General features: G+C 46.4%; 17 protein-coding genes. 6 read left to right on the top strand and 11 right to left on the bottom strand.

Annotated elements, in window-relative coordinates; genetic code table 11:
* Window positions 1-30: 30 nt before the first annotated feature.
* Entirely contained in the window at window positions 31-756 is a 726-nt protein-coding gene (locus tag HP399_RS10705) for a ZIP family metal transporter (RefSeq protein WP_056485663.1), read from the bottom strand.
* Window positions 757-988: 232 nt separating this feature from the next.
* Here HP399_RS10705 and HP399_RS10700 point away from each other — a divergent pair, with 232 nt between their 5' ends.
* Window positions 989-1,606 carry a MerR family transcriptional regulator gene (locus HP399_RS10700; RefSeq protein WP_173617078.1) on the top strand — a complete coding sequence of 206 codons (618 nt, stop codon included), beginning with the start codon at window positions 989-991 and terminating at the stop codon, window positions 1,604-1,606.
* Window positions 1,607-1,760: 154 nt separating this feature from the next.
* Window positions 1,761-2,849, top strand: coding sequence for an HD-GYP domain-containing protein (locus HP399_RS10695; protein ID WP_173617077.1), 1,089 nt, complete (start codon window positions 1,761-1,763; stop codon window positions 2,847-2,849).
* 41 nt (window positions 2,850-2,890) lie between these two features.
* Here the strand turns inward: HP399_RS10695 and HP399_RS10690 are convergent, their stop codons facing one another.
* Window positions 2,891-3,571, bottom strand: a complete 681-nt coding sequence (locus HP399_RS10690; RefSeq protein ID WP_173617076.1) for a TerC family protein — start codon at window positions 3,569-3,571, stop codon at window positions 2,891-2,893.
* Window positions 3,572-3,657: 86 nt separating this feature from the next.
* Here HP399_RS10690 and HP399_RS10685 point away from each other — a divergent pair, with 86 nt between their 5' ends.
* Window positions 3,658-4,179 (top strand): hypothetical protein, encoded by a 522-nt coding sequence (locus HP399_RS10685; protein WP_007716952.1) that lies wholly within the window; start codon window positions 3,658-3,660, stop codon window positions 4,177-4,179.
* Between the two features lie 566 nt (window positions 4,180-4,745).
* Here HP399_RS10685 and HP399_RS10680 read toward each other — a convergent pair.
* Both HP399_RS10680 and HP399_RS10675 read right to left on the bottom strand, forming a co-directional pair.
* Window positions 4,746-5,156 (bottom strand): hypothetical protein, encoded by a 411-nt coding sequence (locus HP399_RS10680; RefSeq protein WP_217367481.1) that lies wholly within the window; start codon window positions 5,154-5,156, stop codon window positions 4,746-4,748.
* Between the two features lie 374 nt (window positions 5,157-5,530).
* The gene (locus tag HP399_RS10675; protein ID WP_173617075.1) at window positions 5,531-6,001 is read right to left on the bottom strand and encodes a DUF6896 domain-containing protein; all 471 of its coding nucleotides are present in this window, start codon (window positions 5,999-6,001) and stop codon (window positions 5,531-5,533) included.
* Window positions 6,002-6,531: 530 nt separating this feature from the next.
* Between HP399_RS10675 and HP399_RS10670 the strand changes: the two genes are divergently transcribed.
* Together HP399_RS10670 and HP399_RS10665 are read left to right on the top strand one after the other, a co-directional pair.
* Window positions 6,532-6,792, top strand: a complete 261-nt coding sequence (locus tag HP399_RS10670) for a hypothetical protein (protein WP_173617074.1) — start codon at window positions 6,532-6,534, stop codon at window positions 6,790-6,792.
* A 378-nt stretch (window positions 6,793-7,170) separates the two neighbouring features.
* Window positions 7,171-7,650, top strand: a complete 480-nt coding sequence (locus HP399_RS10665) for a chemotaxis protein CheW (protein ID WP_173617073.1) — start codon at window positions 7,171-7,173, stop codon at window positions 7,648-7,650.
* Window positions 7,651-7,686: 36 nt separating this feature from the next.
* Here HP399_RS10665 and HP399_RS10660 read toward each other — a convergent pair whose 3' ends face one another.
* The 7 genes from HP399_RS10660 to HP399_RS10630 all read right to left on the bottom strand — a co-directional run bounded on the left by HP399_RS10660 (window position 7,687) and on the right by HP399_RS10630 (window position 14,006).
* The gene (locus HP399_RS10660; RefSeq protein ID WP_173617072.1) at window positions 7,687-8,355 is read right to left on the bottom strand and encodes a hypothetical protein; all 669 of its coding nucleotides are present in this window, start codon (window positions 8,353-8,355) and stop codon (window positions 7,687-7,689) included.
* A gap of 49 nt (window positions 8,356-8,404) precedes the next feature.
* The gene (thpR, locus tag HP399_RS10655; protein WP_173617071.1) at window positions 8,405-9,001 is read right to left on the bottom strand and encodes an RNA 2',3'-cyclic phosphodiesterase; all 597 of its coding nucleotides are present in this window, start codon (window positions 8,999-9,001) and stop codon (window positions 8,405-8,407) included.
* Between the two features lie 64 nt (window positions 9,002-9,065).
* Window positions 9,066-9,548: a hypothetical protein gene (locus tag HP399_RS10650; RefSeq protein ID WP_173617070.1), complete on the bottom strand. Its 483-nt coding sequence runs from the start codon at window positions 9,546-9,548 to the stop codon at window positions 9,066-9,068.
* A gap of 149 nt (window positions 9,549-9,697) precedes the next feature.
* Window positions 9,698-10,738, bottom strand: a complete 1,041-nt coding sequence (locus HP399_RS10645; RefSeq protein ID WP_173617069.1) for a hypothetical protein — start codon at window positions 10,736-10,738, stop codon at window positions 9,698-9,700.
* A 3-nt stretch (window positions 10,739-10,741) separates the two neighbouring features.
* The gene (gene surE, locus HP399_RS10640; protein WP_173617496.1) at window positions 10,742-11,563 is read right to left on the bottom strand and encodes a 5'/3'-nucleotidase SurE; all 822 of its coding nucleotides are present in this window, start codon (window positions 11,561-11,563) and stop codon (window positions 10,742-10,744) included.
* A gap of 108 nt (window positions 11,564-11,671) precedes the next feature.
* Entirely contained in the window at window positions 11,672-12,103 is a 432-nt protein-coding gene (locus HP399_RS10635) for a tellurite resistance TerB family protein (protein WP_048033900.1), read from the bottom strand.
* A gap of 100 nt (window positions 12,104-12,203) precedes the next feature.
* On the bottom strand, window positions 12,204-14,006 hold the full coding sequence (locus HP399_RS10630) for an SgrR family transcriptional regulator (RefSeq protein WP_173617068.1): 1,803 nt from the start codon (window positions 14,004-14,006) through the stop codon (window positions 12,204-12,206).
* Between the two features lie 132 nt (window positions 14,007-14,138).
* On the opposite strand from HP399_RS10630, the gene HP399_RS10625 reads away from it, so the two are divergent.
* Window positions 14,139-15,362 (top strand): MDR family MFS transporter, encoded by a 1,224-nt coding sequence (locus tag HP399_RS10625; protein WP_173617067.1) that lies wholly within the window; start codon window positions 14,139-14,141, stop codon window positions 15,360-15,362.
* Window positions 15,363-15,367: the final 5 nt, after the last annotated feature.

The following is a 15,367-nucleotide window of genomic DNA, read 5'->3' as shown; positions in this document are numbered from 1 at the left end:
CCAGTCTAGACTGGCTAGGAATAGGACCTTTTATGCATGCAAGTGGTTCGCGTGCAAATAGGCAGACAAAATCAGATACACGGCCATGGCACCAACAAAATAAACTCCATACTGTGCCTTTTTGGTTTGTCCGATATAGGGGACGAGATGGCTGGCGGATACATACAAAAATATACCGGTCGTCATCGCCAACATAATGCCAGACCAATTCGGTGGAAACATTTGCTCGGCAAAACCAAAGCTAAGAGCACCTGCAATCGTCGCGATTCCAAGCGATGTCGCCCCCCAAAATGCTTTCTTTCTCGAATTGGTCGCTGCCAGCAAAAGCGAGGCAATGGTTACGCCATCCGGAATTTTGTGCAGCAGCATCGCCACCAATACGGATACCCCTACTTCTGAATCCATCCGCAAACTAGCGACTAATGAGACGCCTTCGACAAATGCATGCAATAAAAAACCCGTCATGACCCCGATAATTCCCGTGGAGCCAAATTCTCCGCTCGACTTGCTGATTAATTCCAGAGCAAAAAGCGTCACAAAGCCAACAAGCACAAATGGCATCAACCATAAGCTCTTGTCAGAAAAGACATGTGGCATCAAATCTAGCAGCGTAATCGCCAGCAGTAACCCAGCCCCTGCACTGATCATCGCAAACAATGCCTCGGATGACCAGGCACGCAGACATAACAGCAGTCCCCCGATACTGCTCGCCAAGGCAGCAGTCAAAAGGACAATCCAGAAAACAGATTGCATCATCCGGTCCTCTCCTCACCCAACGAGCAAAAACATGCTTACTCCTTCCATATGTACGCGCCTGTCCCGGTCATTATGAGCAGACAACCAAATTTGACAAAATACGACGATCTGTCCGAATCGGACGAAAGATCACTAGTTTTTAGAACCTTTGTCGATTCTCTCTTGCCCGGAAAATTTTGGTGCTATAATGAGTCCACCGGGAATACCGAGAGGAAAAAAGGAGTGATTCGGGATGGATGTACAAGTTTGGATGGCTTCAAAAGAGGTAGCTGATCGCCTTGATGTGCATGTTCGTACACTGCGTAACTGGCTGGACTTGTTCGTACCTGCACAGGAACGTCTGAAAAATCCGCAGGGTCACTATTTGATCAGCGAAGCAGGCTTTGAACTTCTCAAGGAAGTAAAGGAAAGAAAAGACAACGGCAACAGCTCGTTAAAAGATATTCAGCGCCAATTGATAGAAGAAGGACGCCTGTCTGAGGAAATGCTCCTGGAAGAAGAACTCGTAGGGGCGGAAGAAACCGCCGTTACGATCAGCGCCACAAACAAGCTGGGAATGGGCATGCGAGAAGTGGAAGTGACGGTCCACGAGACACTCGTCCAATTTCAGCAGGAGCTCACACAGCTCTCCTCTATGAATCATATGCAATCGACCATTCTGCAAAAGATTGCCGATATTGAAGAAATGCAAGAGTCCCTTCGCTTAGAAATGCGTCGCGTTACTTTTGAACTAGATCTCATGCAGCAGCGCTTGACTCGTCGCAAGGAGCGCTATGCCCGCTACGAACCTCGCTGGTCACTCAACCCTTTCCGCTGGTTTACACGTTCAGATCGCGCAGCCGAGCAATAATCGTGTTTTTTGATACGGAAAAAAATGACAATTGAGAGAAGTACCTCAACAGCGGTAGTCTCCCCATGTTCTACTGTGATAAAATGGTACTACATGAACTGACTGAAAATCAGGACTATTTACATTCCACCAAAAAAGGACTGGGGCTTTCGTTGTGAGAAAATTGCATATTACTTCGGTAAAGCCAGGCGATGTTATCGCCAAGAGCGTGTTCCAAGAAAATGGGAACGTTCTGTTGGGGATCGGGGTACAACTAACCCCCCGTTACATTGAACGGCTTGTTCAATTGGGAATTGATACCCTTTACATTCAAGACAAGCACACAGAAGATATCATGCCGGAAGATGTAATCCGCGATGAGACGCGTAAAGAAGCCGTGGATGCCGTGTACAAAACGATGACCACCCTCATGGATCAGCCGCAGATCAAGCGCCGTACGTCCGCCCCTGATTTCGGGAGCAGTTTTCAAAAGGTGTTTCGGGAAATCTTTCAAGATTTGAGCAGTCGCAAAGATATCTTGGTCAACCTGTCCAGTCTTCACGTGTTGGATGGTTACCTATTTCATCACGCTGTCAATGTCGCCATTCTGTCTGGTGTGGTAGGGATGGCCAAAGGCTACAACCAGCAGCAGATGATGGAGTTGGGCATTGGTGCGCTTTTGTTCGACATCGGCATGACACAGGTTCCTAAGGAGCTCTGGACCATGCGTACCGAGTTAAGCGCAGAAGAACGCCAACGTGTCCAATACCATACCGAAGAAGGCTTCAATATTTTGCGGAATCAACATAACATCTCGGTCGTCTCCGCACACTGTGCGCTTCAGCACCACGAGAGATACAACGGAACAGGATATCCTCGTCAGCTGTGTGAGAAAAACATTCACGAGTATGCACGAATCGTGGCAATCGCTGATGTTTACGATGCCTTAGTTTCTCCGCGTCCATTTCGGAAAAGCTACTCGCCAAGTGATGCTACCGAGTACTTGTTCGCTACAGGAAACACCTATTTCGACCTCGACCTGCTCAAGCTATTCTTGCAGCACGTCGCCATTTATCCAATTGCTTCTACTGTATTACTGAGTACAGGACATACCGGGGTCGTTTCCAAAGTGAATCCATTGGCTGTGAATCGACCTACGATCCGTATTCTTACTAATGAAGATGGCTCTGAAGTAGCCAGCACCTATGAAATCGATCTCTACGATAAAGAATGGATGAGCGTGACGATCGTCAAAACCTTATAGGCCCAAAACAAAGCTGAGATTCATTATTCATCTCAGTTTTTTCATGCGTGGGTACGCGTTGTTTTCGTCCGCTGCAAATATCCCGCAGCTAACACGAGAGCGACCAACCCAATTTTGATTGCATATTCGAGCCAAAACCTACCGGCGATCCACTCATGCATCGTATCTTCCATTAGAATCATATTCACCGCAGCCACAGCTAGGACACCTGAACCAACATAAACAAGCCATACAAAGCGCTCCATTGCTTTTAGAATGAGCTGGCTGCCAAAAATCATGAGAGGCACACTGATCAAAAGGCCAAACACAATGAGGACGATATCTCCTTGCGCTGCCCCTGCAATGGCGAGTACGTTATCCAGCCCCATCATCACATCTGCTACGACAATCGTCTTGACCGCTTGGACTAAGTCTTCACTCGAGTTGATTGCTTCCTCTTGTTCGTCCTCGCGTAACAGGTTGTAGCTGATCCATAGCAGGATAACTCCGCCGATCATGTACAGATACGGGATTTTCAGTAAATAAACAGCAAGAATCGTAGCGATCACGCGTACGATGATAGCAAGAAACGTCCCCCACAATATGGCTCGTTTTCGTTGCTCGATCGGAAGCTTCCGACAAGCGATGGCAATGACCACCGCATTATCTCCACTTAATACGATGTTGATGGTAATGATGAGTAGCAATGACGAAAAAAAGGCAGATTCAAACAAAGGATGCACCCTCCCTAAACTTTTTGAGCCCTACTCGTCACCCTTGTACGGTGCCCCTGATTTTTTGTATGATGGTAACGAGGAGGGTTGTCGAAATGTCGAAACAATTCGTTATAGAAGCGATCATGTTGGCTATCTACGGGGAGTTGATGGTCCCATCGCAACCAGTAGAATATCTGATACCCGCGTCGACAATCTATGAATTGGACGAATTTATCCAGAGTCCTGAACCTATCATGCCCTACTCTACTGATGATCAGTATGTCCGGCGGATTATGAAAGAAATGAGCCAATTTTTTGCCGATCCATTCAATCGCAAGCGAATGGAAAAAGGACTGATAGCCCCATGGTCCAAGGTTCCCTTTTCTTTTCCGAACGGTGTGACCCTGACGGTCGTGAAAGTGGAGGACAACGCCATGTGGGGGGAGATATTTGATCCCGTAGAGACACAGCTATTGTTGACGGCCATGAAATTTGAGGCCCCACTTCTCACAGACCAGCCTGATTATCAGGATCGGATATTGGAATATATCGTGCCTGTTCAATTTTACGATGTGGATGATTTTGATTTCGCGCTTGAGCAAGGAATCTCATTGAACGATCTTCGTGAACCATAATCAAGAAAACAGACCGACGAGCCTGACGCTTGTCGGTCTGTTCTTAGTGAGACAAATGAAAAAGGAAGAAAGGAGCCGTCATTCATCCGTCAGGTTCTGCTGAATCAAAAGGATGATTCAGCTTGAAGTTGTCCCAACATTCGGTACAATCTCTGAAGCCTGGCGTCTTGGTTACCCTGCCCTCATCCTTCCTATCATTTGTATCCTGGCATCGCATAACTATCCCCTCAAAGAAAGTAGATAATCGAATAGTTAATAAGATTTGACGAATACCACTGGACCATTATGATAGAAAAAGCCACAGAATTCAGTGTATCGGCCTCTGCAAATGGTTCTTGGATCATAACTAAAAGCAATAAGCCGCCCACAATCATCTCTGTTTTTAGCTGGTGTCGCTCCTGGTTTGTGGCCCCACATCGCACCATGAGATCCATCCGTGACAAGCCGATAGAAGTGAAAATCCGAATCAAGTGGTCCGCCTGGTTTCATTACGCATCCAATCATCAATCCGTTCAATGAGCTAGGTGAGCAGTGATGACTCCAACCATCGGCGTACAGACCACCTATCACTTCACTACAGGTATTTCCCCTTGCTGGACGGCCTCCGCGGAGGCCAGGGTGAGCCCAGCGCCCTCCCCCCAGATGATTACTGGCGAAGGTAATAAAACGACACCTCTTGCAGCCTCTTCACGCAGTTGGTCCGTTACTTTACTGTTTTTCTTTTCTGATGTTCGCAAAAGCCACTCAGTAGCGAGGGCTTGCTTCGCTGGTTTACTTCCAACACGGAACTCCATGGGGAGTGGCCTTTCCAATTCCCGATTGGTCCTGCTCCAAATCCCTTCATCCGTCTTAATCTCGCGGACAATAAATCCGCGATAGCCAAGACCAAACTCCTCCTCAGGGGTATACACTGGTGAAATTTGCGTCGGGTCGGAGGTTATTATTTTGAGTAGTTCCTTCTCTTCGGTCTCAGACAAAATCCATTTAGGATTGGGCCTTCCGGAAAAGATATCTAGTGTTCAGAGAAAATAAAGTATTAGACTGATGTTGTTGATTTGATGCTATTACTGTCTAAGAAAGCTCTTTACCTTAGAAAAATAAGTATTAGACTATTCAATCCTTCCATACAAAAAGGCCAGTCATAACACAAAAATAAAGTGTTAGACTGGCCTGGTTAATTGAGCTATCGTATCCATTAGCTTAAAGCGTTATCACAAACCTTTAATACCACCAAAAAGTGCAACAGTCATTAAGAAAATACCTATACATACACTAACATATCCACTTACAATAAATCGTTTATTGATGACTGATACATCATTTCAGACCTCTTATTCACGAACCAAAATTATTATTCATTCTGAAGAATCTTTCTGTATTCAACACCGTGAATATGTATAAGTATTTTTCGCTTTTCTAATACTTCAAAAAAATTCAACATATCACCAAATGAATTTTTAAAATATTGAATTAAGTGTTTAAAATTCTCAGTTGTTTTCAAGAAGTCATAAAAAAAGTAGGGATCCACATTTCCAATATCGTCTGTATTCCCGAGGGAAACCTCCAGTTTTTGTCCAGTATCTAAGTTTTCAAACATGCAATGCTCTCCATGAACATCAAAGTACCAATTACCGGTTAAATGTTCTTCATCGTTTAGTAATTCCGCATTTGAAATTAAGTAGTAACTTCCTTTTATTATCTCTGATTTTTCAGGCTGGTTCGTTTCCAATATTAATTTGTCAATGAGTTCTTGCGCAATTACTTTATAAGCGTCCATTGCTGCCAATAATTCATCCACCGTTTCTTTAGTTAGCGAGTTCATAAATTACCGCCTTCTATGCTATTTATATTTTTCAGTTAAAGTTTTCTTTAAAGCGTTTCTTAACAACTCACCCTGCAACCTTTGCCAAAAACTCTGCCAGTCCCAAGTTTCTGCAAGCCTGCATTGTGAACTTAGTGTTATGTGGGGTTTCGTGCCTTTTTTCACTTTTCAAACTGGCGTAGTGGTTGTCCGACTATCTCTGAGTATTACTTCAAGAACATGCATTCAGGAAATTTCTGATAACGTCTTATTCACGAACTTCGAAAATAATTCCATACGTAGAGTATTCGCAAAATTATTGAGCTATCTATAATGCTCCCATAGACTGAGACACGGGAGGTTAAAAAATAAGTTATGATAAGAGCATGGAAAAACGAAACCAATTTACGCCCATACTATCGAAAAAATCGCATCCTAAAAACAAAGAACGAATTCAATCATCGATATATCGTACTTGAGGGTAATAATAATGTGCTTTATGACTTAACTTCTGATGTAATGAAAAGATAATTTTAAGGGGGAAGAAAGTGGTGAATAATCAATGTAATTTAAAATGGGCTGATTTAAGCGATCCAGTTAAAACGATAATAGAACACATTGATATTAATTGTTGTGATGAAGATTTTCAAGTTGGAACTAAGCTAAATATACCGTATTTTAAGGGGAGATTCACTCAAGAAATGGCAGATGCAATTCTCGAATATCAATATTCAACTGAAAATTTAAACGAAAATTGTTATTCTGCCGAACTGCAAGATGGTGTATTGATGATAAAGTTCGTTAAGAGTTGAGAGATAGCTCGTTATGTCCAATTTTATAACCAGGAGCGCCCTCATCAATCTCTAAATGAAGCAAGACCCGATCAATTTTACGCCCATACTATCGAAAAAATCGCATCCTAAACACTAGGACTACGAAAAGGAGGACATAACTTATTCCTCAAAAAATCGTGTCTTGACAACGGGGAGCATTACAATCCTGCTCATGAGCAAAGGCTGCCGATCGTTCGCGGGTGTTACTACTATCGAAGTGTTCTCGCTTCCTTGCAGATTATCCCCTGAAACTAGTTCATAAGTCTTTGCCTGTCACAAAAAAACGTCCTGAGTAGGTTTGCCCATGGTACAATATGGGTAAAGACATGGAAAGCGGTTCGGGGAGGAATAGTGCACATGGAAATGACGAAAAGAAGCAACGGTTCGGATTGGGAGACAGAAGCAGCTGTAGACCAACAGATTTTGTTTAAAATGGGGAATGAATATTACGGACTGTCGATTTCGCTCGTACGTGAGATTATCAAGCCGCTGCCCATTACACGTTTTCCAAAATCTCCACCATATGTCGAAGGAGTCATTGATCTGCGTGGGCGGATCTTACCGATAATCAACTTGCGAAAAATGTTTGATTTGGAACCTTTGGAAGAAACGGATGACACTCGCTTTGTCGATTTGCAGATGGATGGGTTGAACATCGGGATTATCGTGGATGCGGTCTCTGAGGTCATGAATATTCCGCAGAGCTTGATCGAGCCTGCCCCACCCATTATCGCTGGTGTAGAGGGCAAGTATTTGCAAGGCATTGCCCGTATGAACGACAAGCTGATCATGCTGCTCGATGTGGATGAAATTTTTGGACAGTGGAAAAAGAAGTAAGTGGCAGTGTAAAGCCCAGTGCGATGATGCACTGGGCTACTCTCTTCCTCCGCTTGCTAAATACGCATAATTCACCCATACCATTTCTTCGATTCCCAAAATTTCTTTGAACAGGTCAACCGAGTCGTACAACAGTGAAGCTCCTGTGTCGTCATCGACGTTCGTCAACAACTGCAAATCAAAAAGAGAACGTAACTGCTGAATCTGCTTCGGACCCACGATCCGACCAAACGACTGTGGCTTGATACGTGTGATTCCTTTACCTACCTCGCGCCGATACAACTCCGAACGCACTACCCTCTCCAGTATGTCTTCATACTTTTGCCGAACGTCCTCGCTGTCTACGATTCCTTCCTGCAGGTCGATCTCTGGATAAAGCCTGCCAAACTCGGCTTCCGCCATTTCTACATCGAGCGAGTAGCTGATTGTCGCTGACGCAACCTCGAAGCCTGCATCGAACAAGCGAAAGCCCCAGCCGTTGTCCTCAGCGTCATGAAACCAGAGGAGGGGTACGAATTGCTTGGACAGTCTCAGCAAAAAATCAAGCGTCGTGGAGGTTTCCAGCCACTCATCCTGCAGGAAAAATGCATTCCAGTCGCTGTTGACGTTTCTGTGGAAGTGTGGCTGCTCTGTCTTGGATAAGGCAATCAGTACTTTCGGTTCGTATTTGCGTGGATAAAGAATGCCGGTCGTGAACTCACCCATCCGCTTTCCACCGCTTTCTGGAAGGCTTCCCTGATCCTTTCTTCTTAGTCTATTCAGGCAACGCTTGTTTTTTGCTGTGATCTTTATCAAACGTGCTCGTGTGGATCATCGTATGTACCGCGCCCTCTGGCAACAGCTCGGAACGATACAAATGGAAATGCCGTGCCTTCCATTGTGGCGGCTCCTGCGCTAAATAACGTTCATTCCAGTCTAGGAGGGCCAACTCATCTCCGTTGCGATGCGGACCGCGCGCCAGCGTAATATGCGGCCGATACTGTTTCCGATCGTAGGACAAGCCTTCGTGCAATTCGAATCGTCTGCCCAACAACAAATGCAGCTGCTTGAGAGGAGAAAGTTGGCCGCGCAGTCCCAGCCAGAGCACACGTGGATGTAGGGCATTCGGAAAAACTCCAAAGCTACCAACACGCAGGGTAAATGGCTGGATGATCGCGCTGACGATATCCATATCCTCACAGATAGCGGGTACGAGTGACTCATCCACTTCTCCAAGAAAATGCAGAGTCAAATGCAAGTTAGCGAGAGACTGCCACCTGTCCGCAGCCACATCTTGCTTCAACCGTTTTTGAACATCGGCAATATAAGCAGCAGCCTCAGCTGGAATATCCAGTGCTATGAATAAGCGCATTTCTGTCCTCCTTCGAAAAAAATAGCCCTCCTGTGACGGAGAGCCATTTATCTTTCATGCCGCGTTAGGCAGCCATCATCTTTCCGGTTACGATTCCCAAAACACTCCTGACATATTCCGCAAGAAGGTTCAATCCAGGCTGGTAGGTAAAACGCAAGGTCAGCTCACTATGACCGACATGACCAGCGGGAGGGATATTCCAGAAGTACTCTGCTTCCCCGTATAAATACTCTTCAATGCGCTGCTTCTTTCCTTCGATATCGATACTCGGATCATGCGTCAAGGAAAACTTCATCATGACAGAAAACGAATCTGTCCAAACGTGATCGCGCTTATGTAATTTCCCATGGATAACAACTAAACCGGCTTCTCCCCACAGATTGTACTCGAGTAAAGCCTGAAACTGCGGATGTACCTGCAGCTCCAAGGCAGGAAGCCCTCCTTCGATCGTAAGCGCATGACGTTGTGCCAGTTGCTCAATCTCCCCTTGAAAACGGTGGGCGCATTCAGAAACAGCCTGGAACAAATTGGGTTCAACAGCGTACATCGTCGTCACCTCTCCCCAATGAATTGTCTATCTTACCTAATTCGAACTCCCGCTTGTCATATCCTTTGTTGAAAAATGACTTATTTACCCATATTTCATCGAACACCAAAAGATTCCGGGGTGCGTCTTTTTTCACAATCTCTCAACAATTACAGGTAAGGGATAGACATTCCTGGAAACGCTTTCGCAAACACCTGCGCGAGATGGTTCTGTACATCTTCATTCAGCTCCAAATGATAGAGGCGACCGCTCTCATAACGCAATAGTGGATAGGCACCCAACTGCAAGGGAGAAGCGTCCTGCGTCTGCACGTACTCCGGCAAGGTCATCAAAAAGCGCGAGAACGGATTCGCTTCATCCTCTGACATATGAACGACCTCGAATAAATGCGAGAGACTTGGCGTCAACACGATCATCGCGTAATCGTCCGCTTCCGCAGCCCATATGGTAAAGGACGTATCCCGGACCTCGCTGCGGGCGTGCCTGCGTATAACCCACACTGCTTGCTGCACAGTACTCATCAATAAGTGCTGGGCTCCTTCTTCACCATGGACATCTCTCATGTGCTTGTAACGCAATACGAAGGACATCCCCGATTCTGTAAAAACAGATGCAGGCAAGCTCATCGCTGAGATGCTTTCGGTCTCTTCCTCACGCACCTGCACTTCTTCTGGAAGTGTATCGGGTGTTCCCTCATAGAGCGCCTGAATCATCACATGCGTACGAGCCACTTCCGCTGGGGAAAAAGAGATGGATTCGGAATAGATGTGGGTAAGCTCTCGATCTGCGTAAGCCAAGTAGTGCAAAAAGGTATACGGCTGCTCGATCATTTTCAAGGCCATGCTTCGCTCATCAGCACGCGCTATGTCAAACGTCAAGGGAAAACCAAGTGGATTCAGCGGGTCCGACAGTGTCCAAATGACCGCGAGCAGTTTATTTTGATACGTCTTGAACTCGAGAGAAACGGCATCTCTCGTCTGCTCACTGAAAGCATCCACCGATTCGAATACCAAATATAGCTCCACTTCGCCCGTTCCACTTAGACGGACAAAGTAAGGAAGCCCCTCTTCTTCTGCCAGCTTGTACAAATCGTGATAAACCACGGGATCAAGAACCTCTCCCTGTGTTGACTCATCTGGAGAACACAGGGTGTCATCGGGGGTTAGCGGAGGGAAAAATTCCTCATTCATGCGTTAATCCTCCTGTTTTCCCCAAGCTTTTAGCAATGCCCAATTGTCCATTTGTTTTAAGAGAGTCCGATCTGTCGCGTCAATGTGGACAGGGGTAATCGCAATATAGCCATGCTTGAGCAAATCATAGTCCAGCGGCTCTGCCAGTGGCATGACTTGAGGGTACTCGCGTGCCAAATAATAGCCTTCTGCTTCTTCGCTATATTTGTCTTCATAGTGGTTCATGGACAAGGTGGCGGGAACCATTCCTTTCACCTCAGCCAGCGGTACATGCGGGATATTAATATTCCAGAATACCTCTGAAACCAGTTCTCCTTTGACCGCACGATCGCTGAATTCTTTTACAATCGGACGAATCATCTCCACTACGTCGCCGTAGTTGTCTTGATCGAACCAGTTATCATAGGAAAGGGCAACACCGGGAACACCCAAGATTACCGCCTCCCTGGCACCGCTGCACGTACCGGAGTAATAAATATCACGTCCGAGATTCGTCCCGACGTTAATCCCCGAGAATACGATATCCGGCTTTTTCCCATGTTCAAACAGGAGATGGTAAGCAGCTTTTACACAGTCTGCCGGGTTGCCATTGACCGCCCACGCTTTTACCGGCATTCCGTAAAAATCACGCTGTTCAGGCGCGAGTGCACTGCGATAAGTGATTCCATGTCCGACCCCGCTTTTCTCTTCAACCGGTGCCACTATATAGACTTCCGCTTCCTCCAAAGTGAGCAAAGCTTCTACCAACCGCTTGATACCAAGAGCATCGATGCCATCATCATTCGTAACCAAGATCCGCAAAATAGGGTCTCCTCCTTCATCCATAGCGTTGCCACTCGCTGAGACGTTATTTTTCTTATTGTACTGTAGATAACGAGGCTGCGCCACGCTTCCACCTAAAACGAAAGGACCCCAATCATATTGGGGCCCCGGCTATTCGCCTACGATATCTTTCCAGCGTTCGCGCCAGACAATCCCTTCGCGAATCCACTCTTCTACTTGTCGCTGCTTTTCCTCCGAGATTCCGATCAGGCATGCGATACGGGCAATCTCTTTTGTCTCCGACGGTGATAGCTTCCGATCGATCAATGCCATGTGGTAGAGCTTGCGCATCATAACGAGCTTTTCGGCCTGCGTCATGGCTACCAGATCTTCCACGATGACCTCCGGACGCTTCGGATAATCCATGTCATCCATTAAAATTTGTCGTTCTTTCAATGTAAAATGCTCCGAATTCACGATTTCATGAATACGATCCATTTCTTTATTTCCTATATAACCATCGGCGTGCCCGACGCAGATCATCAAGCGAATGGACGCAAACAAAATGTGTTTGTCCTTTTCGATTTTGGTATACACCGGCATAGTTCCTCCTCAAAAAACTTTATGAGCATAATATATAACTACATATGATAATACGATGAAAAACGAAAGCGGTTTCACATAATTATGTGACAAATTTATGCTATTCCCTAACAAAAATGCGTCTGAAATCAATCCAGCCATAGGCATCCAGACTTACACCAGATAACCGCGGATGTGCAAGCATTTCTACCCGATTCGAATACAGTGGGACAAACGTACTGTAAGCCGCAAGTGTATGCATGATACTGTCCACGCAAGCTTGTCGGTCTTGTGCTGTTTGGACGCACGACATGCGGTTCATCCAATACGCGATCTCTTCCTTTCCATGCGGATCTAAATGATGAGAAATACTCAACGCACCAGCGTATAGAAATTCTCGTAACGACAGCTCCGCCCTTTCATCTACATTGGCACTATCTACAACCAAATCTGCCTCTTGTAATAACGAAGGCAAGGCAAGCTCCTCCGGGGATGCATACCTGATCTCAATGGCAATTCCGTATTCCTTGCACGTTTTCTGAATCCACTGGGCATCTTCTATATGATCGGAATCTGGATACGTATAGAGCAACAGTGCCTCTCCCAGATATCCGCTCTCTTTGAAAATACGAACCAACTCCTGTGAATCCGGCACCTCTCGTTTTTCTTGGAACGAATCAGTTCCACCCCAGATGACTGCATGCTCTCTCGTTCCCTGTAGCTCTTGTCTCAAGGCTTGTCCACAAATGATAGCCACCATGAGACTCCGAAACTCGCTATGTGACAGCGGGCCATTTTTTGCTCCATTCAAGCTCACGTATTGAAAACATTCTTCCAATCTGTCAACGTCACTCCACGCCAGAAAGCTCATATCACGATGATCATCCATAGCCATTACGGATAACAAGCTCTCATCTACCTGTGCTTCTGCTGCCATTCCAGGTACGCACCAGATTTCGATTCGGTCCAAGAACGGCCTCCCCCCAAAATAAGGCGTGAACGCTTCAAGTACGAGCATGGAATCATCGTTACGGACTACTCGAAACGGCCCCGTTCCTACTGGCATTTGCGTAAATTGCTCCCCCATCTCCAAAACATAATCACAGGGGACAATCGCCAAATATTCCTTGCTCAGTGCCTGTAGAAACAATTCATCCGGCATATGCAAAGAGATCATCAATACGTAGTCATCTTTGACGGTAATCGATTCGATTGAAGCAGCTAGCCAGCGATGTTTATAGGAATGCTCCATCAATCGAAGCAAGGAAAAGCGCACATCATCGGCCACAAGTGGACGGCCATGATGGAATAAGACACCTTTCCGCAAATAAAAAGTCCACTGCTTTCCTTCTTCACTAGCCTCCCAATAAAAAGCGATAGCGGGTTCAATCCGTTTCGTGACTGTATCAAACTGGACGAGAGAATCAAATAGCTGCTTGACCATATGTGACTCGGAGCGCAGGAGAATATGAATCGGATCAAGCACTGCGAATGGTCGACTGTAAAACAATCGCAAGGTATCGCCTCTGCCCTTACTTCCCTTTTCCCGCTTCACACGATGTCCAAACTGACTATTCATCCATCGTGAAAATTTTTCACCTAAAACCGGCACATTTACCCCATATTCGTCGATCATATCCCGTGCAGCACGAATCTCCCCTTTTTGCACGAGTTCCTTGGCTACGCTCATGATCAGGTCTTCGGGCACTAGCAAGCATGTCATTACAGATCGATTTCCTCGCCCTCTCCCCGGCTGCCAGACTACCCATCCCCGGCTTTGCATTTTTTTCAAGGTCAAGGTCGCATTCCGCAATGTACAAAATAAAAGCGAAGCAACTTCAGCTAACGATATGTCAAGCGGATGCCCTATCGTTTCATTAGGCCGACCCGCACATAAGCGCATGTATTGTTCAACGAGTTGCATCTTGCCACCACCAATTTCCTCATAAAACATGAAAAAGCTATTCGCCTAATCGTACGCTTTTTCTCCGGTCTTTGCCACCTTACAATTCTAAAAACACCAACTAACCGGAAAAGCCGGAGAAAGGACTTTCTTATGTCACACATCCCTCATGCACTCAGTCGATTCTTTGCTGCGTATCCGACACTCCTCTGGGTCCGTCTGTTCGGCGAAACGCTTACCTCTTTATCCAGCGCCATGATCGCCCCGTTTCTCGTATTGTACTTGAGCGAGAACATCGGCGGCTCTGTCACTATGACCATGCTCGTTATTGGTTTGCAACCCTTCTCCGAGATTTTGCTGACGCTATTTGCTGGTGGCATCACGGACCGCTATCGACGAAAAACGATCATGCTACTCGCCTTGTTTCTGCAAGGCTTCGCCATGTTGGGAATGGCTTGGGCAGACTCTATGCTGGGCTTTGCGATCCTGTACATCATCAACGGTGCTGGCCGATCCCTGTTTATCCCTGCCAGCCGCGCGCATCTAGCTGATACGATTTCCTCCGCACAAATGGCCGGTGCTTTTGCCCTTCTCAATACTTCTAGCAGTATCGGGGCCGCATTGGGCCCTTTAGTCGGCGTCGTCATTTATAAGTACGATCCCGCTATGGCATTTTTGTTTACTGCGATCTCGCTATTGATCTATTCTCTTGCCGTCTGGTGGAAAATCCCTCAAACACCACTGCCAGAGGCTCCTGTCGAAGAAGCAGCAAACGTACGTTCACGCGGCTCCTGGCATGTTTATCGACCAGCCCTTGCCATTATGATGCTGTCTTTGCCGATCAGTCTGTTTTACGCGCAAACCGAAACGAACCTCCAGCTTCATCTGAAATACACGCTACCAGACTATTTGCAGACACTCGCCTTGCTCATTGCGGTAAAAGGGGTACTGTTGCTCCTGTTCGAGTATTTGCTCGTCAAATGGACCCAGCACTTGTCGGCTCGCCTGTTGATTAGCAGCTCGTATATTTGTTTTCTCATCGTATCCTTGGGCTATGCCTTCATTGACAACGTGCCTGTCCTTCTCGCTTTGCAAGTGTTGCTCGTCCTCGGAGAGAGTATTGGTCTGACTCAGTTGATGGCCTTCGTCACACGGATATCACCTGTCACGATGCGCGGACGGTACTTCGCGATCACAGGAACACACTGGGATATTTCCCGCATGTGCGGACCGTACTTGGGAAGCCTTGTCTTGCTGCATTATGGCGGCGCGATGCTTTTCACGATCGTTGCAGGCATCCTCTTAATCGGTGCCGGATTCATGTACGTGTATCTTTCCAACAACGAAAAAGCCTCCCCGCTTGAACAGGAAGGCTGATTCGA

It is taken from the genome of Brevibacillus sp. DP1.3A, assembly GCF_013284245.2.
GTDB lineage: Bacteria > Bacillota > Bacilli > Brevibacillales > Brevibacillaceae > Brevibacillus.
The sequence above is the reverse complement of the archived record's forward strand: the minus strand, read 5'-3'. Positions and strand labels throughout refer to the sequence as shown.

Coding starts and splice junctions, on each gene's coding strand:
- HP399_RS10705 (WP_056485663.1), bottom strand. CDS start 756: ATGATGCAATCTGTTTTCTGGATTGTCCTTTTGACTGCTGCCTTGGCG.
- HP399_RS10700 (WP_173617078.1), top strand. CDS start 989: ATGGATGTACAAGTTTGGATGGCTTCAAAAGAGGTAGCTGATCGCCTT.
- HP399_RS10685 (WP_007716952.1), top strand. CDS start 3,658: ATGTCGAAACAATTCGTTATAGAAGCGATCATGTTGGCTATCTACGGG.
- HP399_RS10675 (WP_173617075.1), bottom strand. CDS start 6,001: ATGAACTCGCTAACTAAAGAAACGGTGGATGAATTATTGGCAGCAATG.
- HP399_RS10665 (WP_173617073.1), top strand. CDS start 7,171: ATGGAAATGACGAAAAGAAGCAACGGTTCGGATTGGGAGACAGAAGCA.
- HP399_RS10660 (WP_173617072.1), bottom strand. CDS start 8,355: ATGGGTGAGTTCACGACCGGCATTCTTTATCCACGCAAATACGAACCG.
- thpR (WP_173617071.1), bottom strand. CDS start 9,001: ATGCGCTTATTCATAGCACTGGATATTCCAGCTGAGGCTGCTGCTTAT.
- HP399_RS10650 (WP_173617070.1), bottom strand. CDS start 9,548: ATGTACGCTGTTGAACCCAATTTGTTCCAGGCTGTTTCTGAATGCGCC.
- HP399_RS10645 (WP_173617069.1), bottom strand. CDS start 10,738: ATGAATGAGGAATTTTTCCCTCCGCTAACCCCCGATGACACCCTGTGT.
- surE (WP_173617496.1), bottom strand. CDS start 11,563: ATGGATGAAGGAGGAGACCCTATTTTGCGGATCTTGGTTACGAATGAT.
- HP399_RS10635 (WP_048033900.1), bottom strand. CDS start 12,103: ATGCCGGTGTATACCAAAATCGAAAAGGACAAACACATTTTGTTTGCG.
- HP399_RS10630 (WP_173617068.1), bottom strand. CDS start 14,006: ATGCAACTCGTTGAACAATACATGCGCTTATGTGCGGGTCGGCCTAAT.
- HP399_RS10625 (WP_173617067.1), top strand. CDS start 14,139: ATGTCACACATCCCTCATGCACTCAGTCGATTCTTTGCTGCGTATCCG.